This is a genomic window from Roseomonas sp. TAS13 (assembly GCF_001950415.1).
In the GTDB taxonomy this organism is placed as follows: Bacteria; Pseudomonadota; Alphaproteobacteria; order Acetobacterales; family Acetobacteraceae; genus Roseomonas; species Roseomonas mucosa.
In genome coordinates, this window is the sequence record NZ_BDLP01000062.1 from 1 (window position 1) to 17,062 (window position 17,062).

The following is a 17,062-nucleotide window of genomic DNA, read 5'->3' on the forward strand; positions in this document are numbered from 1 at the left end:
GGGAGGCGCGGTCCTGCGGACGCAGGGCGGGGGGCCAGAGCCGGCCGGTGCCACGAGGCTGGGAGCATGGCTTTTACATGTGCCACCCGGCCCCGGGCCGCAAGCCGGACGGCGCCTCCGCGGACGCATGGCCCGGCCGCGTCCGCACGGGCCCGCGCCGCGCAACGGAGAGCGGCGGACGTGCCCCGGTGCGACGGAATGCGCGGATCGGCAAGGATCGCGACACATTCCGGAGACCTGGGGGTACGATAATGCCTCCTTCAACGGGGAGGCGGGCCTGTGCCCCGCGCCATGCCGATGCCGCATTCCGTCACATTTCCTCACCGCATCGGGTAGAAGCTGCCGGTGATGCTGATCAACCTTCCTCATATCCTCCTGGCCATCGCCGCGCTCCTGGTGGTGGTGAGCGCCGTGCAGCCCCTGGCGAAGCGCCTGATGGTTTCCGACACGGTGCTGCTGGCGGTGGTGGGAACCGTGCTTGGCGGCGGGGCCGCCTATCTGATGGAACAGCGGGTGAACAAGGCGATCGACGACGTCGCCGGCACGCTGATCAACTTCCCGGTGAACGCGGAGGTCTTCCTCTTCATCTTCCTGCCGCTGCTGGTCTTCCACGGCGCGCTCTCCATCGACGTGCGGCGCCTGGCGCGCGACGCCGCGCCGGTGCTGGTCCTGGCGGTGGTGGCGGTGCTGGTGACCACGGCGGCGATCGGCTTCGCGCTGGCTCCCATCGCGGGCGTGCCGCTGGCCTCCTGCCTGCTGCTGGGTGCCATCGTCGCCACGACCGACCCCTCGGCGGTGGTGGGCGTCTTCCGCGACATTGGCGCCGACAGCCGGCTGACCCGACTGGTGGAGGGCGAGAGCCTGCTGAACGACGCGGCGGCCATCTCGATCTTCACCATCCTGCTGGCGCAGATCGTGGGGCATCACGAGCCGGACTGGCTGGCCGGCGGCGTGACGCTGGTGGTCTCCTTCGTGGAGGGGCTGGCGGTCGGCTTCGTCTTCGCGCGGGCCATGCTCTTCGTCATGCCCGTGCTGGGCGGCAACCGGGCGGCCGAGGTGACGATGACGCTCGCGCTGCCCTATTTCGCCTATATCCTCTGCGACGAGGTCCTGGGCGCCTCCGGCGTGGTGGCGGCGGCAGCGGCGGGGCTGACGGTCAGCGCCATCGGCCCCTCCACCTTCCGGCCGCAGAGCTGGTCCTATCTCACCGATGTCTGGGGACAGCTCGCCTTCTGGGCCAGCTCGCTGGTCTTCGTGCTGGCCTCGATGCTGGTGCCGCGGCTGCTGCTCGGCATGACACGGTGGGACCTGGTGCTGGTCGGCGCGGTGGTGCTGGCCGCCACGCTGGCCCGGGCGGTGGTGCTCTTCGGCCTGCTGCCGGTCCTGCGCTGGGTCGGCATCTCGCAGCGTATCCCGATCCGCTTCAAGGTCACCATCCTCTGGGGGGGGCTGCGCGGCGCCATCACCCTGGCGCTGGCGCTGTCGGTGACCGAGCATGTCGGCGTGCCGGCGGCGACGCAGCGCTTCATCACCATCCTGGCCACCGGCTACGTGCTCTTCACCCTGCTGGTGAACGGCACCACGCTGCGCTTCCTGGTGCGGGCGCTGAAGCTCGACCAGCTCTCGCCCACCGACCAGGCGCTGCGCAACCAGGTGGTGGCCATCGGGCTCGGCGAGGTGCGGGACCGGCTGCGCGACACGGCACGCGACTTCGGCTTCTCCCCCCAGGCCTGCGCCCATGTCCTCGACATGTACGAGCGCCGGGTGAAGGTCGAGACCGCCGCCAACACCTTCGACACGGCGATCGGCGACCGCGACCGCGTGACGCTGGGCCTGATCACCTATGCCTCGCAGGAACGCGCCGTCCTGCTGGAGATCTTCAAGGACCATGGCCTTTCCCGCCGTGTCATGGAGAACCTGCTCTGGACCGCGGAGAGCATGATCGACGGGGCCCGCTCCGAGGGGCGGCTCGGCTACATCCAGGCGGCGCGGCGGCGGCTGCGGCCGACGCTGCGCTTCCAGGCGGCGCAGTGGCTGCACCGGAACTTCCGCATCGACACGCCGCTGATGCACTGCATGGCCGAGCGTTTCGAGACCCTGCTGCTCACGCATCTGGTGTCCGTCGCCATGTCGCGCTTCATGCGCCGCCGCATGGAGCCGGTGCTGGGTGCCCGCGTGACCGAGGTGGTGAGCGACATCGTCGCGCGGCGGGAGGACCTGCTGGCCGACGCGATGGACACGCTGCGCCTGCAATACCCTGGCTATGCCGAGGCGCTGGAGAGCCGGATGCTGCGCCAGATCGGGCTGCGGCAGGAGGCGGACGAGTATGCCAGCCTGCGCAGCGAATCGTTGATCGGGGAGGAGCTCTACGAGGAGCTGTCCCGGTCGCTGGACCAGGCGCGCCGCCATATCGGCCGGCCGCTGAAGTTCAACCTGCAATCCGGGCTCGACATGCGGATCAAGGATTTTCCCGTCTTCATCGGGTTGCAGGAGGCGGTGCTGCACGACATCGCCATCAGCATGACGGTGCGCTTCACCGTGCCGGGCGAGCGCATCTACCGCCCCGGGCAGAAGGCGCATTCGGTCTATTTCATCAGTTCCGGCGAAGTCGAATTCATGCAGGACGGCCAGGAAGTCCGGCTGGGCCCCAACGAGTTCTTCGGGGAGCACGAGCTGATCCATGGCGGCCGCCGCAAGGCCCGCGCGCGGGCCACCAGCTTCTGCCACCTGCTGGAGCTGAGCGCCGCGGATTTCCAGCGCATGATCCTGGACGCGCCGCAGCTGGTGGGCCGCTTCGAGCGGCTGGCCGGCGACCGGCTGCCCTCCCGGGAGGTGGTGGCGGAACAGGACGACGGGGAGGACGGGGAGACGGCAGAGATGCGCTACGTGACCGCGACGCCCGAGCCGCCCTTCCGCATCGCCGACGAAACCCGGGACCGGGTGTCCGAGGAACGCTGACGGTCCTGTCCGGCGTTGCGCTTCCCCGGCGGAGAGAGGGGCCGGCGGGAAAGGCAGCGCCTCTCCCCCGGGGCCGGCCGCTACGCGCGACGGCGGGCTACCCGCCCGGCCATTCGATTTCCGCCAGGACGGGCAGGTGGTCGGAGGCTTCCCGGGCGGCGGGGTCGGTCCAGCTCCGGCGCAGGAGCTGGCGCGGGCGGCCGTAGATCCGGTCCAGCGAAAGCAGCGGGCGCCGCACGGGGAAGGTCCTTTCCCGCGTGCGGACCGGCAGGATGCCGAGGAAGGCGCGGTCCACGGCGCCGCGCCAGCTCCATTCGTTGAAGTCGCCCATGGCCAGGGCGGGGCCTTCCACCTGTCGCGCCAGCCCGGCCAGGACCCTTGCCTGGTGCCGCCTTTCGCGTCCCTGCAGGCCGAAATGCGCCGAGAAGACGTGCAGCGGGCCACCGGCGAGGTCCAGCACCGCCGAGATCACCGCGCGCGGCTCGCGCCCCGGCAAGGAGGCATCGTGTACCGCCGCCTCGCGCAGGGGCAGGCGGCTGATCAGCATGTGGCCGTAGCTGCCCCCGGCCTCGCGCATCGTGGCGGCCTCCACCGCCTGCCCGCCCAGGGCCTCGCGCAGCAGGCGGAAGGGCTGCTCGCCATCATGGCGGTTGCGGCCCTCCACTTCCTGCAAGGCGACCAGGTCGGGCGCGTGGCGCCGCACCAGGGCGATGACGCGGCCGAGGTCGTAGCGCCCGGCGGGGCAGATCCCGGCATGGATGTTCCAGCTCATGACGCGCAGGCCGCCCGGCGGCTTGTGTGATGGCGGCGCGGGCGATGGCGGCAGGGCTTTGCGGTGCGGCAAGCTCAGCCCTCGTGCCGCAGGTGCCGGACGAGACGCTGGAGGCCCCAGGTGACGCCCGCCCAGAGCACCATCAGCCCGAGCAGCAGCGCCACGTTCTCCACCGTGGGGAATTCCAGGATGCGGGTCATCCGGTCGCCCAGCGCCGACATCAGCACCACGCCCGGCAGCAGGCCCAGGAAGGTGCCGGCCATGTAGTCGAAGAAGCGGATGCGCATCGCCCCGGCGACGAGGTTGACCAGGGTGAAGGGTGCCACCGGCAGCAGGCGGATGGCGGTGACCGCCATGATGCCGTTGCGGGCCACGCTCTGGCTGACGCGGTTGATGCGGGGGCCCAGGAAGCGCCGCAGCAGGTCCGGCCCCATGCGGCGGCCCAGGCCGTACATGGCGGCGGCGCTGAGCATGGCGCCGCCGGTGGCATAGCCCAGCCCCGGCCAGGTGCCGAAGGTGGCGGCGGTGGCGATGATCAGCACGTTGACCGGAAAGGCCAGCAGGCCCAGCAGCAGGAAGAGGCCGATGGCCGCGAAAGGGCCCCAGCCGCCGCCTTCGTCCAGCATGGCGCGGATGGCGGAGGGCGAGACGAGGTCCGCCATCGGCGTGTAGCGCCAGAGCAGGCCGATGGCCACGACCGGCACCAGCACCAGCAGCGCTTTCAGCAGCAGCGGCCAGGGCTTGCCGCCGGGATTGCCGGGGGCGAAGTCGGCGAAGAATTCCTCCGCCCCGATCGGGCGGTGCGGGTCGGCCGCCGCTTCCAGCGTGGGCACGCGCTCGTGTCGCTTCAACTCGCCATCCTCGATGGGGCGCAGGGAATGGTCCCCGCCATTCAGGGCATCCACCGCCGCGAACAGCGCGCCGTGCCTGCCGAGGGCCTCCGTCGCCGCCTCGCCCGAAACGCCCAGATGCTCGCCGAGGAGGCGGCCCAGGACACGCCGCACCGACCGGCGCCCGGCCTCGTCCCCAGCCTCTAGGATCAGGTCGCATTCCGTGTCCGTGCCCATGGACCGGTTGCAGAGGTTGGAGGAGCCGACGCGCAGCAGCCGGTCGTCGATGATCATGACCTTGGCATGCACCATGACCTCGTGCTCGGTCCGCGTCCCGCGCACATGCGGGAAGACCAGCCGGACGCGCCCGCCCATGCCGGCGCGGCGGATGGCGCGCATGAAGCGGATTCTCCCGGCCAGCATGGTGCGGTGCTCCAGCCAGGTGTGGTGCGTCTTCGGGCAGACCAGGAGGATCTGGAGTTCCGGCCGCTCCTTCAGCCGGCGGATGAAGGCGCGGGCGATGGTGCCGCAGGTGAGGAACTGGTTCTCCGCGTAGATCCAGCGCTCCGCGGTGGCGATGGTGTCGAGGTAGAGCTGCCGGATCTCGCGGATGGGGGGCTGTCGGTGCCCGTCGCGGTCCTCCGTGGCGGGCTCGGTGCGGGCGATGCCCACGGCGATGTCATGGAAATCCGGCGCCACGCCCTCCGGCCATGGATCGTGCGGGGCGGGCGGGGCGGGCGGCAGTTCCTCGCAGGCGGCGCGGGCCCAGCGGCGGCGCACCAGCTCCGCCAGATCGGCGGCGGCGGGGCCGTCCACCAGCATCTGCACGTCGTGGAAGGGCGGGTAGGGCGCGCCGCCGGGGTCGACGCGCAACGGGTTGTCCGGGTCGTGCTCCGCCGTGTCCCAGCGGCGGATGGTCAGGTCCAGCCCGCCGGCGAAGGCGATGGCGCCGTCCACCACCACGATCTTCTGGTGGTGGGAGGCGCCGAAGGGGACCGTATCGTCCAGGCAGAGCTCGACATTGGGGGGCGTGTTCCAGCGCAGCGCCAGTACCGGCAGCAACTCGCGCTCCATGGCGTAGAGGACGGAATAGTCCCAGAGCAGCAGGCGGATCCTGAGGTCCGGATTGCGCTCGGCCAGGGCGCTCAGGAAGGGGCCGAGCGTTTCCGGCAGCCCGTCCTCCACCCGGCCAGAGGGGCCGGCCAGCGGCGTGCGGCTGTCGATGTCCCAGCCGACGATCTGGATGCTGTGCCGGGCATTGCGGAGCGCCTTCCGCAGCGCGTCGTAGTAGGGCGCGGCATCCGGCAGCAGCGTGGCCCGTTCCGCCCGCGCCAGCCGCCAGAGGTTGCGGCCGGGCTGGAGGAGCGCCGCACGCCCTGACAGCATCGCTGGACGCCAGCGCCTGATCGCCCTGATGTTACCCACCCGCAAGCCACCTGCCATATCCGGACCGAGGCCCTAACGCGGCCGGGGGCGGTCCGTTTTGCATTGCGGAAGCCTTGTGCCGTAGGGCCGCCCCGGCCGTGACTGGCACCGGCCCCAACCCGTACCAGTTATGGTTGTGGCGCGCGGGGGTCAATCCGCCCGGAACTGGGTCGGGTCGGAAATGCCCATCTCGTGGCCCTTGCGGTCGAAGGCTTCCTCGTAGACCACCGCGAGCCGGGTCTTCACCTCGCCATCCGCGTAGTGCTGGCCGCTCGGCTCGCTGGCGCGGGGCGCCTCGGTTCCCAGGGAAACCAGATAGAGGCCCTGGGCCCGCAGCCCCTCGGCATGCATGGCCTCCACGCTCAGCCGCGTTTCCGCCTCGCCCAGCTTCTCCCGCATCCTCGCCAGTTCCTCCCGCAGCGCGGCGATCTCGCGCGTCTGGGCCGCCGTACGGGTCCTTCCGGCGGCCAGTTCGTCCTTCTGGCTGCTGGCCTGCATGCGCAGCCGGACCACCTCGTCCGCCAGCCGCAGGCTCATGCTCTCCAGCTCGTCGATCGTGGCCGCCGGGGCATGGGCAACGAGGGGGGGCGGGATGGGCATGCGGTCCTCCTGGCTTTTCCCGGGGCGTTTTCCCGGGCCCGGCCGGTTAGGCGGGCCAGGCGGCAGGATTATGGCCGGTTCCCGCTGGAGGAGCGAGAAAGGCGTGATTTCCGTGCCCTGGCCCCGTTTCGGGCGGCCTGGGCCGGTGGAGAGGCCGGGTCGCGGTGGCTCAGGCGGCGGCCTGTGTTTCCACAGCCCCCAACAGGCTCCGCCCCACCGCCTCGGCGATGCGGATGCCGTCCACCCCGGCGGACAGAATGCCGCCCGCATAGCCCGCGCCCTCGCCGGCCGGGAACAGGCCGCGCGTGTTCAGGCTTTGCAGGTCCTCGCCGCGGCGGATGCGCAGCGGGGAGGAGGTGCGCGTCTCCACCCCCGTCATCACCGCATCCTCCATGGCGAAGCCCGGGATCTGCCGGGCGAAGGCGGGCAGGGCCTCGCGGATCGCCGCCACGGCGAAATCCGGCAGGCAGAGGGCGAGGTCGGTGGGCGTCACCCCCGGCTTGTAGGAGGGGATGACGCTGCCGAGTTCCGTCGAGGGGCGTCCGGCCAGGAAATCGCCGACGCGCTGCGCCGGGGCGGCATAGGTGCTGCCGCCCGCCTCGAAGGCCAGGGATTCCCAGTGGCGCTGGAACGCGATGCCGGACAGCGGCCCACCCGGATAGTCGTCCGGGGTGATGCTGACCACGATGCCGGAATTGGCGTTCCGCTCGGCGCGGGAATACTGGCTCATGCCGTTGGTCACGACGCGGCCGGGCTCCGACGTCGCGGCCACCACCGTGCCGCCGGGGCACATGCAGAAGGAATAGACCGCCCGCCCGTTGGCGGCGTGGTGGACCAGCTTGTAGTCCGCCGCCCCCAGCGTCCTGTGTCCGGCGAAGGGGCCGAAGCGGGCGCGGTCGATCAGCGACTGCGGATGCTCGATCCGCACGCCGAGGGAGAAGGGCTTGGGCTCCATGTAGACGCCGCGCTCGTGCAGCATGGCGAAGCTGTCCCGGGCGCTGTGGCCCAGGGCCAGCACCACATGGTCGGCGCGGATGCGCTCGCCGTCCTGGAGCACCACGCCGCGGACCTGGCGCGTGCCGTCCGGAGCGGTCCCGATCTCCAGGTCCTCGACCCGCGCGCCGAAGCGGTATTCGCCGCCCAGGGCTTCCACCGTCGCGCGGATGCTTTCCACCATGGTGACGAGGCGGAAGGTGCCGATATGCGGCTTGGAGACGAAGAGGATCTCCTCCGGCGCCCCGGCCTTCACGAATTCCTCCAGCACCTTCCGGCCCAGGTTCTGCGGGTCCTTGATGCCGGAATAGAGCTTGCCGTCGGAGAAGGTGCCCGCGCCGCCCTCGCCGAACTGCACGTTGCTCTCGGGCGTCAGCACCGATTTGCGCCAGAGCGCCCAGGTGTCCTTGGTGCGTTCCCGCACCACCTTGCCGCGCTCCAGGATGATGGGGCGGAAGCCCATCTGCGCCAGGACCAGCCCGGCCATCAGCCCGCAGGGGCCGGCGCCGATCACCACCGGACGATTGGCGAAGCCCTCCGGCGCCCGTGCCACGAAGCGGTAGCGCGTGTCGGGCGCCGGGGCGATGTTGCGGTCCTGGGCGAAGCGGCGCAGCACCGCGGCCTCGTTCCGCAGCTCCACGTCCAGCGTATAGACCAGCAGGATCTGGGACTTCTTGCGCGCGTCATGGCCGCGTCGCGCCACGGTGAAGCCCAGCAGATCCGCCTCCGTCACGCCAAGGCGCCGCAGCAGCGCGGCGCGCAGGGCGGGCTCGGGATGGTCCAGGGGCAGGCGAAGCTCGGTCAGGCGCAGCATGTCGGCGGAAGGATGCGGGTCATCCGGGGAGAGATAGGTCGCGCCGCCGCGCGCACCAAGCCGGAGAAACATCGCCCGCGCCATGCGTTCGATGCGCGGCGGGGGCGTTGCCCCCCGGCCACGCCCGGAGTGGCTGTCTCTGGCCGCGTTGTGCCCCGTGGCTGGCCGCCGGGGGGGCGCCTCTCGCCTCGGGGAGAGCGCAACGCCGGATCAGAAGCGCGACCCGGCGCGGAGAGCCGCCGCCCGGATCAGGCGGCGAAGGCGGCCCGGAGCTGGCGCAGCACCTGGGCCACGGCCCGCGCGGCCTGGGCAATTTCCGCATCGCCATGCAGCGGGGTGGGGGTGAAGCGCAGGCGTTCCGTTCCACGTGGGACGGTGGGGTAGTTGATCGGCGTCACATAGAGGCCGTGGTCCTCCAGCAGCAGGCGGCTGACCTCGCGGCACAGGGCGGCGTCGCCGACGCGCACCGGCACGATATGGCTCATCGAGGGCATGGGCTCCACGCCCGCCTCGCGGAACGCGGCCTTCAGCCGCGCCGCCCGTTCCTGGTGTCGTTCCCGCAGTGCCGTCGCGCCCTTCACATGGCGGACGGAGGCCAGGGCGGCGGCGGCGATGCAGGGCGGCATGGAGGTGGTGAAGATGAAGCCCGAGGCGGAGGAGCGCAGCCAGTCGATCACCGCCGCATCGCCCGCGACATAGCCGCCATGGCAGCCGAAGGCCTTGCCCAGCGTGCCCTGGACGATGTCGATACCGTCCAGCACCCCGTCGCGCTCCGCCACGCCGGCGCCGTGCTCGCCGTACATGCCGACGGCATGGACCTCGTCGAGATAGGTCAGCGCGCCGTGCCTGCGGGCAACGGCGATGATGTCCGCTAGCGGGCCGATATCCGCGTCCATGGAATAGACGGATTCGAAGGCGACCAGCTTGTTCACCCCCGGTTCGGCACGGGCGAGCAGCTCGTCCAGATGGGCCACGTCGTTGTGGCGCCAGATCGCCTTCCGGGCGTTCTTCATGCCCGCGATCATGGAGGCGTGGTTCTTCTCGTCGGAGAAGACCTGCCAGTTGCCGCCCATGCTGGCCAGGATGGTGCCCAGCGCCGCCTGGTTGGCGACATAGCCGGAAGTGAAGACCAGCGCCGCCTCCTTCCGGTGCAGCGTGGCCAGCTCGGCCTCCAGCGCGACATGGTAGGACGTGTTGCCGGAGATGTTGCGCGTGCCGCCGGAGCCGACGCCGTGCTCCTCGACCGCCCGCTTCGCGGCCTCGGCCAGGATGTCGGAGCCGCCCAGGCCCAGATAGTCGTTGGAGGACCAGACCAGAACCTCCCGCCCATCCGGCATGGTGTAGCGGGGGAAGCCATGGCGCGACTTGCTGAGGTCGGCGAAGGTCCGGTAGCGCCCTTCGGCCTTCATCTGGGCCAGTTCGCGGCGGCAGTGATCGTGAAACGGGTGCATGGCGTCTCCGCGACAGGCGGGAGGATATAAGGGGGTGGCCTACTCCCGCCGCAACAGCCCGTCCACGATGCGGTCGGCCCAGGGGCGGGAGGTGAAGGACTGGCGAAGTGCGGCCTCGTCGTAATCCTCGCGCAGCCAGTCGAGGAAGGGCTTGGGGGAGGCCCCGCTCCGACAGGCCATGGCATAGAGCCGGAAGAAGGCATCGAGAATCCCCGTCCTGCTGGCGGAGATATGCCCCCAGCGCAGGGAAAGCTGCGCTACCGCCTCCTCGGGCGGGCGCCCCTGTAGCAGCAGCCAGAGCCCCGCCGCCAGCCCGGTGCGGTCGGCGCCGGACTTGCAGTGGATCAGCACGGGCTCCTCGATCCGCCCGAAGAGTTCCGCCAGGCGCAGGATGCGGTCCTTGTGTGGGGCGCCCCGGCTCTCGAAGGGGGCGTCGTAATGCGCCAGCCCGAGTCGCAGCGCCGCCTCACGCGACAGGGCGTCGGAGCCGCATTCCACCCGCTGCCCGCGGAGATTGACCACGGAGCGCAGCCCGAAGCGCCGCGCCGCCTGGGCGAGCTGCCAGGGCTGGGGGTGGTTGGAGCGGTACAGGCGACCCGGTTCGACCGCGCCCCAGTTCCGCCAGCCGATGCGCAGGATGGAGTGGTCGTGCAGGAGGCTGTCCGCCCAGGCGGCACGGCGCCCAGCGGAGGTGGAGGGATCTTTCGGCACGCCAGGGGTATGGCGTCGCGTCCGGGCCAGGACAAGCGGCAGGCCCGGGCGGAAAGGCAGGGCTGGCACCATGCGCCGTGATGGGCTGGCCCGGCGAGGGGCAACGGAGCCCGGCCCGGAAGCGTTAGGAGGGGCGGGACCAGAACAAGGGAAAGAAGGAAGACGCCATGAGCAACGCCCATCTCCCTCCCGTGCCGCCGGAGAACCGAAGCCCGCATGGTGTCAGCAACGCCGGAAAAGGCGAGATTTCGCCGAAGGAGGCCAAGGCCAACGCCACGCAGCGCGACCCGGCGCAGCAGGGCCGCCAGGGCAACACGCATCAGAACACCACCCACCAGGGCTATCAGCAGGACCGGTGAGGATGTCCACCAGCAAGAAGACCGAGGAGGCCGACCGGTCCGGTGGAGGGCCCGGCAGCAGCCATCAGGGCGGCAACCACGGCCATTCCACCCGCCACGCGGAGGAGCCCCGGCCCGGTGAGGCCACCAGCACCTCGCGCAGCCAGGTGTCCGGCGGCGGGGGCGAGGCGGACCGCCACCACAGTTCCGATCCGCGCCGGAAATAGCGGCGATAGCGGGTGGTGATGGCGCTGTTGCACTGCGCCATTTCCGCGGCCGTCAGTGGGGCCTAAGTCAGGGGCGGCGGGTCGGGGCTTCGTCCCGGCCTGCATTTTCCTGACCAAGAGGCCCGATGAGCGACTCCCTCAAGATTCTGGCCCTGTCCGGCAGTCTCCGGAAAGGCTCCTACAACACGGCGCTGCTGCATGCGGCCGCGGAACTGGCACCTGCGGGTGTCACGGTGCGGGTCTTCGACCTCGGCGAGATCCCGCTCTACAACGACGACGTCCGGACCCAGGGCTATCCCGCCCCGGTCGAGGCCCTGCGGCTCGCCGTGGCGGATGCGGATGCGCTGCTCATCTCCACGCCGGAATACAACCGCTCCTTCTCCGGCGTAATCAAGAACGCGCTGGACTGGGTGTCCCGCCCGCCCGCGCCGCCCGCCATCGGCAAGGTGGCCTCGGTGATCGGCGCCGGACCCGGTGTGCTCGGCACCGCGCTCGCCAACTATCAGCTCCGGCAGGTGCTCTCGATCATGAGCTGCCATGTGCTGCCCGGCGGCGAGGTCCTGGTCGGCGGCGCCGGCAGCAAGTTCGATGCGGAAGGGCGGCTGACCGACGAGGGCACACGGAAGTTCCTGGGCGAACACCTGGCGAAGCTGGCCGAGCTGGCGCGCCGCCTGAAATAGGCGGCCCGGGCCTTCGGGGGCTGGCGGCTCAGGGCCGAAGGTCGGAGCCGGTGAGCCAGGGCCAATAGGTCAGGGCCAGCGGACCTCGGGCGGCAGGGACATCAGGATCGCCTCGGTATTGCCGCCCGTCTTCAGCCCGAACAGCGTGCCGCGGTCGTGGATCAGGTTGAACTCCACGTAGCGGCCGCGCCGGACGAGCTGGTTCTCCCGTTCCTCCGGCGTCCAGGGCTCATGCATCCGGCGCCGCACGATGGCCGGATAGGCAGCGAGGAAGGCATCGCCCACGTCGCGGGTGAAGGCGAAGTGGTCCGCCAGCCTGTCCTCCGCGTCGTCCCGCCCCAGCCAGTCGTAGAAGATCCCGCCCAGCCCGCGCGGCTCGTTGCGATGCGGCAGGAAGAAGTACTCGTCGCACCAGGCCTTGAAGCGCGGATAGTAGGACGGGTCGTGCCGGTCGCAGGCGGCGTGGAAGGCGGCGTGGAAGCCCGCCGCATCCTCCCGCGCCTCGGGTGCCTCGGGCACCATGGGGGTCAGGTCGCCGCCGCCGCCGAACCAGCTTCGCGTCGTGGTGATGAAGCGGGTGTTCATGTGCGCCGCCGGCACGCGGGGGGAACGCATATGCGCCACCAGCGACACGCCGGTGGCCAGGAAGCGCGGGTCCTCCTCGGCCCCGGGAATCGAGCGGCGGAATTCCGGCGAGAACTCGCCCCAGACGGTGGAGACGTTCACCCCCACCTTCTCGAAGACCCGACCGCGCATCACCGACATCACGCCACCGCCGCCTTCCGGGCGCTGCCAGGGACGGCGCTCGAAGCGGCCGGGCGGCAGGCCGGCATGGGGGGTGGAGGAGAGCTCGTCCTCGATCGCCTCGAAGGTCGCGCAGAGCCGGTCGCGCAGCGATTCGAACCAGGCGCGGGCCGGGGCGGCGAGGGGGTGGCGCGCCAGGGAGGTATCGGGGGCGGCACCGGGGGCTTCCGCCCGGGCATCGTCGCGGGCGCCGCCACCGGCCGTGCCGGCGGGAAGGCTGTCAGGCGGGATCTGTGTCATTTCGGCACCCCGAATGTGTCGGGCGCGACAGGTGGCGTTGCCACCCGTCGCGCCACAGACTTATATGGTCGCAACAAGGGGGTGGAAACGGTGGCCGGAATGGCGACCTTTCGCGTCCCCCCAAGGTCCGACGCCGGACCCGGTCCTCCCTGGGCCGGCATGGCGGGAGGACGAACGGCTGTCTGGTTTCCATGCCTTCCGGGGTGGGCGTGTCCCAGAATGGGCATGTCGCTGAATCGGGTGTCACGGGACCGGATGGCCGGGGCACAAGATCTGGCGACGTGGGACGACAAGACGCATGGCCGAGCAGATGGCGACCGCGGGTGTATCGGGGTCGATTCCCGGACTGACGGGATCGGGCAAGACCCAGAGCGAACGTCCGGGGCTGCCGCCGCAAGGGGGCGATTCCCACGGCCACGCCACGGGACGGCGCGACTTCCTCACACTGGTCACCGGCTCCTTCGCCCTGGTGGGCGCGGGCGCGATCGCCTGGCCCTTCATCAATTCCATGAACCCGGCGGCGGATACGCTGGCCCTTTCCACCACGGATGTGGACCTGGGGCCGGTGGCGGCGGGCCAGGCCATCACCGTGGTCTGGCGCGGCAAGCCGGTCTTCATCCGCCACCGCACGCCGGAGGAGGTGAAGGCCGCGGTGGACACGCCGATGTCGGCGCTGAAGGACCCGGCGACGGACCAGAGCCGCACCAAGCCGGGCAAGGAGCCCTGGCTGGTCGTGGTCGGCATCTGCACGCATCTGGGCTGCGTGCCGCTCGGGCAGAAGCCGACGGATGAGCGGGGCGCCTATGGTGGCTGGTTCTGCCCCTGCCACGGCAGCGTCTACGACACCGCCGGGCGGATCCGGCAGGGGCCGGCCCCGACGAATCTGGTGGTGCCGCCCTATGCCTTCACCAACGACACCCGGATTCGCATTGGCTGAGGGGCTGTACGCCGGGACGAACCCGGCGACACCGCCTGTCCAGGATTGAGGAGGATCCCATGGCCGCCCCTGGCCTGATCGAGAGCGACGTCAAGAATCCGGTGCTGCGGTGGATCGACCAGCGCATGCCGATCTTCACGATGATGGAGAAGGAATACGGCTCCTTCCCCACGCCGCGGAACTTCAACTACCTCTGGAACTTCGGCGCCATGGCCATGGTGACGCTGGTGATCATGATCGCCAGCGGCATCTTCCTGGCGATGAACTACACGCCCAACGCCAACCTGGCCTTCGACAGCGTCGAGCGCATCATGCGCGACGTGAACTACGGCTGGCTGCTGCGCTACGCCCATGCCAACGGCGCCTCGATGTTCTTCATCGTGGTCTATATCCACATCTACCGCGGGCTCTACTACGGCTCCTACAAGACGCCGCGGGAACTGCTCTGGATCCTGGGCGTGGTGCTGTTCCTGCTGATGATGGCCACGGCCTTCATGGGCTACGTGCTGCCCTGGGGGCAGATGTCCTTCTGGGGCGCCACCGTCATCACCAACCTGTTCTCGGCCTTCCCGCTGGTGGGCGAGCACATCGTGACCTGGCTCTGGGGCGGCTTCTCCGTGGACAATCCCACGCTGAACCGCTTCTTCGCCCTGCACTACCTGCTGCCCTTCGTGATCGTGGGCGTGGTCTTCCTGCACATCGCGGCGCTGCACATCGCGGGCTCGAACAATCCGCTGGGCATCCAGCCCAAGGGGCCGCAGGACACCATCCCCTTCCACCCCTACTACACGGCCAAGGACAGCGTCGGGCTGGTCGTCTACTTCATCGTCTTCGCCGTGCTGGTCTTCTTCGCGCCGAACTACCTGGGCCACCCGGACAACTACATCCCGGCCAACCCGCTGGTGACGCCGGCGCATATCGTGCCCGAATGGTACTTCCTGCCCTTCTACGCCATCCTGCGCGCGGTTCCGAGCAAGCTCGGCGGCGTGCTGATGATGTTCAGCGCCATCGCGGTGCTCTTCATACTGCCCTGGCTGGATGCCTCGCCGGTCCGCTCCATGCGCTTCCGGCCCCTGGCGCGCCCCTTCTTCTTCGTCTGGGTGGTAAGCTTCTTCGTGCTGCTCTGGATCGGCGGCAAGCCGCCGGAGGAGCCTTACGTGACCATCGGCCGCGTCGCGACGGCCTACTACTTCCTCTACTTCCTGGTGATCCTGCCGCTGCTGTCGCGGCTGGAGAAGCCCCTGCCGCTGCCCGAAAGCATCAGCCGGCCGGTGCTGCGGCGGGGCGGCGGGCCGCTGCCGGCCGGGGCCGCGGGCAAGCCAATGGAGAAGGCGTGATGATCCGTCGCCTCAAGCCTCTGGCCGGGCGCGCCGCCCTGGCATCCCTGTTCGCCCTGGGGCCGGTGCTTGCCCCGGCGCTGGCCCGGGCGGCCGAAGGCGAGGTCGAGATCCCGAAGGCGGGCTTCTCCTTCAGCAGCCCGATCGGGACCTTCGACCGCGCGGCGCTGCAGCGGGGGGCGCAGGTCTACATGCAGGTCTGCGCCAACTGCCATTCGCTGCACCAGCTCTACTACCGGAACCTGACCCAGATCGGCCTGCCGGAAGCCATGGTGCAGGCGGCCGCCGCCTCGGTGGAGGTGCCCGGCGCGCCGGACGACAACGGCCAGGTGAACCCTCGTCCCGGCCGGCCGAGCGACCGCTTCCGCGCGCCCTTCCCGAACGAGAACGCCGCGCGCGTCGCCAACAACGGCGCCCTGCCGCCGGATCTCTCGGTGATCGCCAAGGCGCGGGAAGGCGGGGCGGACTACCTCCATGCCCTGCTGGTCGGCTATGCCGATCCGCCCGAGGGCGTGAACCTGCCGGACGGGATGCACTACAACAAGTACTTCCCCGGCCACATGATCGCCATGCCCAAGCCGCTGAACGAAGGGCAGGTCGAGTTCGCGGACGGCACCAAGGCGACCGAGGACCAGATGTCGCGCGACGTCGCCACCTTCCTGGCCTGGGCCGCCGAGCCCAACCTGGAAACCCGCCGCGCCATGGGCATCAAGATCCTGATCTTCCTCGTCGTCCTGGCCGGGCTCGCCTATGCGGTGAAGCGCAGGGTCTGGGCCGACCTGCACTGAGGGCGATACCCGCCATGCCGGGAAACGGGCATGGTGGGGGCAAGCCCGTGTTCCGGGAATCCCTCACGGCCGCCTTGCGCGGCCGTTGCCCGTTTCCGAGAGGATGCAGCATGTCCGACCTGATCGAACCCGTGATCGGCGTGATCGGAGGCTCCGGCCTCTACGACATCGACGGGCTTGTGGAGCGCGAATGGCGCCGGGTGGAGAGCCCCTGGGGCGAGCCCTCCGACGAGCTGCTCTTCGGTCGCCTCGACGGCGTGCGCTGCGTCTTCCTGCCGCGCCATGGCCGCGGCCACCGCGTGCCGCCGAGCGAGCTGAACTATCGCGCCAATATCGACGTGCTGAAGCGCGCCGGCGTGACGGAGATCCTGTCCGTCTCCGCCGTGGGCAGCCTGAACGGCGACCTGCCGCCCGGGCATTTCGTGATCGTGGACCAGTTCATCGACCGTTCCTTCGCCCGCAAGAAGACCTTCTTCGAGACCGGCTGCGTCGCGCATGTGTCGATGGCGCATCCCGTCTGCACCCGGCTCGGCGACGCGATGGAGGCGGCGGCCCGCGAGATCGGCATCCCGCACAAGCGCGGCGGCACCTATCTCGTGATGGAGGGGCCGCAATTCTCCACCAAGGCGGAAAGCGAACTCTACCGCGCCTGGGGCTGCGACGTGATCGGCATGACCAACATGCCGGAGGCCAAGCTCGCCCGCGAGGCGGAGCTCTGCTACGCCACCGTCGCCATGGTGACGGATTTCGACTGCTGGCACCCGGACCATGACCACGTCACCGTCGATGCGGTGGTCAAGATCATGCACGGCAACGCCGACAAGGCGCGGACCCTGGTGAAGCGGGTGATCCCCTCGCTGGGCGCGCCGCGCGGCGCCTGCCCCTATGGCTGCGACCGGGCGCTGGAGATGGCGCTCGTGACCCCGCCGGAGAAGCGCGATCCGGCGCTGATGGCGAAGCTCGACGCCGTGGCCGGGCGCGTGCTGGGCAAGGTCGCGTGATCGCGGTGAGGCCTGCGGTGCCGGGGGATGTCCCGGTGCTGGTCGCGCTGATGCGCCAGCTCAGCGGCAACGAGATCGCCCCCGCGGCGATCACCGGGCTGATCGCGCCGGAAAGCGGACAGGCCGTGCTGGTGGCCGAGGAGGGGGGGCAGGTGC

General features: G+C 70.4%; 15 protein-coding genes. 8 read left to right on the forward strand and 7 right to left on the reverse strand.

From position 1 onward, the window contains the following. The first annotated feature begins 348 nt into the window (after positions 1–348). On the forward strand, positions 349–2,958 hold the full coding sequence (locus ROTAS13_RS07590; protein WP_019459653.1) for a cation:proton antiporter: 2,610 nt from the start codon (positions 349–351) through the stop codon (positions 2,956–2,958). Between the two features lie 97 nt (positions 2,959–3,055). Here the strand turns inward: ROTAS13_RS07590 and ROTAS13_RS07595 are convergent, their stop codons facing one another. The 6 genes from ROTAS13_RS07595 to ROTAS13_RS07620 form a co-directional block, all read right to left on the reverse strand. Then, on the reverse strand, positions 3,056–3,730 hold the full coding sequence (locus ROTAS13_RS07595) for an endonuclease/exonuclease/phosphatase family protein (RefSeq protein WP_075821974.1): 675 nt from the start codon (positions 3,728–3,730) through the stop codon (positions 3,056–3,058). Between the two features lie 74 nt (positions 3,731–3,804). Then, on the reverse strand, positions 3,805–5,946 hold the full coding sequence (locus ROTAS13_RS07600; RefSeq protein WP_075821975.1) for a VTT domain-containing protein: 2,142 nt from the start codon (positions 5,944–5,946) through the stop codon (positions 3,805–3,807). A 189-nt stretch (positions 5,947–6,135) separates the two neighbouring features. After that, the gene (locus tag ROTAS13_RS07605) at positions 6,136–6,585 is read right to left on the reverse strand and encodes a hypothetical protein (RefSeq protein WP_075821976.1); all 450 of its coding nucleotides are present in this window, start codon (positions 6,583–6,585) and stop codon (positions 6,136–6,138) included. Between the two features lie 169 nt (positions 6,586–6,754). Then, positions 6,755–8,392, reverse strand: a complete 1,638-nt coding sequence (locus ROTAS13_RS07610) for an NAD(P)/FAD-dependent oxidoreductase (RefSeq protein ID WP_075821983.1) — start codon at positions 8,390–8,392, stop codon at positions 6,755–6,757. A gap of 248 nt (positions 8,393–8,640) precedes the next feature. After that, positions 8,641–9,843, reverse strand: a complete 1,203-nt coding sequence (hemA, locus tag ROTAS13_RS07615; protein ID WP_075821977.1) for a 5-aminolevulinate synthase — start codon at positions 9,841–9,843, stop codon at positions 8,641–8,643. Positions 9,844–9,882: 39 nt separating this feature from the next. Beyond that, positions 9,883–10,554 carry a tyrosine-protein phosphatase gene (locus ROTAS13_RS07620; RefSeq protein ID WP_075821978.1) on the reverse strand — a complete coding sequence of 224 codons (672 nt, stop codon included), beginning with the start codon at positions 10,552–10,554 and terminating at the stop codon, positions 9,883–9,885. 167 nt (positions 10,555–10,721) lie between these two features. Between ROTAS13_RS07620 and ROTAS13_RS07625 the strand changes: the two genes are divergently transcribed. The 3 genes from ROTAS13_RS07625 (at position 10,722) to ROTAS13_RS07635 (ending at position 11,799) form a co-directional block, all read left to right on the forward strand. After that, a complete protein-coding gene (locus ROTAS13_RS07625; RefSeq protein ID WP_075821979.1) occupies positions 10,722–10,913 on the forward strand; it encodes a hypothetical protein in 192 nt (63 codons plus the stop codon). Positions 10,914–10,915: 2 nt separating this feature from the next. Then, complete coding sequence (locus tag ROTAS13_RS07630) at positions 10,916–11,119, forward strand: hypothetical protein (RefSeq protein ID WP_075821980.1); 204 nt, start codon at positions 10,916–10,918, stop codon at positions 11,117–11,119. Positions 11,120–11,244: 125 nt separating this feature from the next. Then, the gene (locus ROTAS13_RS07635; protein ID WP_075821981.1) at positions 11,245–11,799 is read left to right on the forward strand and encodes an NADPH-dependent FMN reductase; all 555 of its coding nucleotides are present in this window, start codon (positions 11,245–11,247) and stop codon (positions 11,797–11,799) included. A 69-nt stretch (positions 11,800–11,868) separates the two neighbouring features. Here the strand turns inward: ROTAS13_RS07635 and hemF are convergent, their stop codons facing one another. Further along, positions 11,869–12,843: an oxygen-dependent coproporphyrinogen oxidase gene (gene hemF / locus ROTAS13_RS07640; protein ID WP_226946023.1), complete on the reverse strand. Its 975-nt coding sequence runs from the start codon at positions 12,841–12,843 to the stop codon at positions 11,869–11,871. 298 nt (positions 12,844–13,141) lie between these two features. Here hemF and petA point away from each other — a divergent pair, with 298 nt between their 5' ends. The 4 genes from petA (at position 13,142) to ROTAS13_RS07660 (ending at position 16,906) form a co-directional block, all read left to right on the forward strand. Further along, positions 13,142–13,780, forward strand: a complete 639-nt coding sequence (gene petA, locus ROTAS13_RS07645) for a ubiquinol-cytochrome c reductase iron-sulfur subunit (RefSeq protein ID WP_226946024.1) — start codon at positions 13,142–13,144, stop codon at positions 13,778–13,780. A 59-nt stretch (positions 13,781–13,839) separates the two neighbouring features. Further along, complete coding sequence (locus tag ROTAS13_RS07650; protein WP_019459665.1) at positions 13,840–15,117, forward strand: cytochrome b N-terminal domain-containing protein; 1,278 nt, start codon at positions 13,840–13,842, stop codon at positions 15,115–15,117. Further along, positions 15,117–15,905, forward strand: coding sequence for a cytochrome c1 (locus ROTAS13_RS07655; protein ID WP_019459666.1), 789 nt, complete (start codon positions 15,117–15,119; stop codon positions 15,903–15,905). The genes ROTAS13_RS07650 and ROTAS13_RS07655 overlap by 1 nt, the downstream gene beginning before the upstream one ends. Before the next feature lie 110 nt (positions 15,906–16,015). Further along, entirely contained in the window at positions 16,016–16,906 is an 891-nt protein-coding gene (locus tag ROTAS13_RS07660) for an S-methyl-5'-thioadenosine phosphorylase (RefSeq protein ID WP_075821982.1), read from the forward strand. Positions 16,907–17,062: the final 156 nt, after the last annotated feature.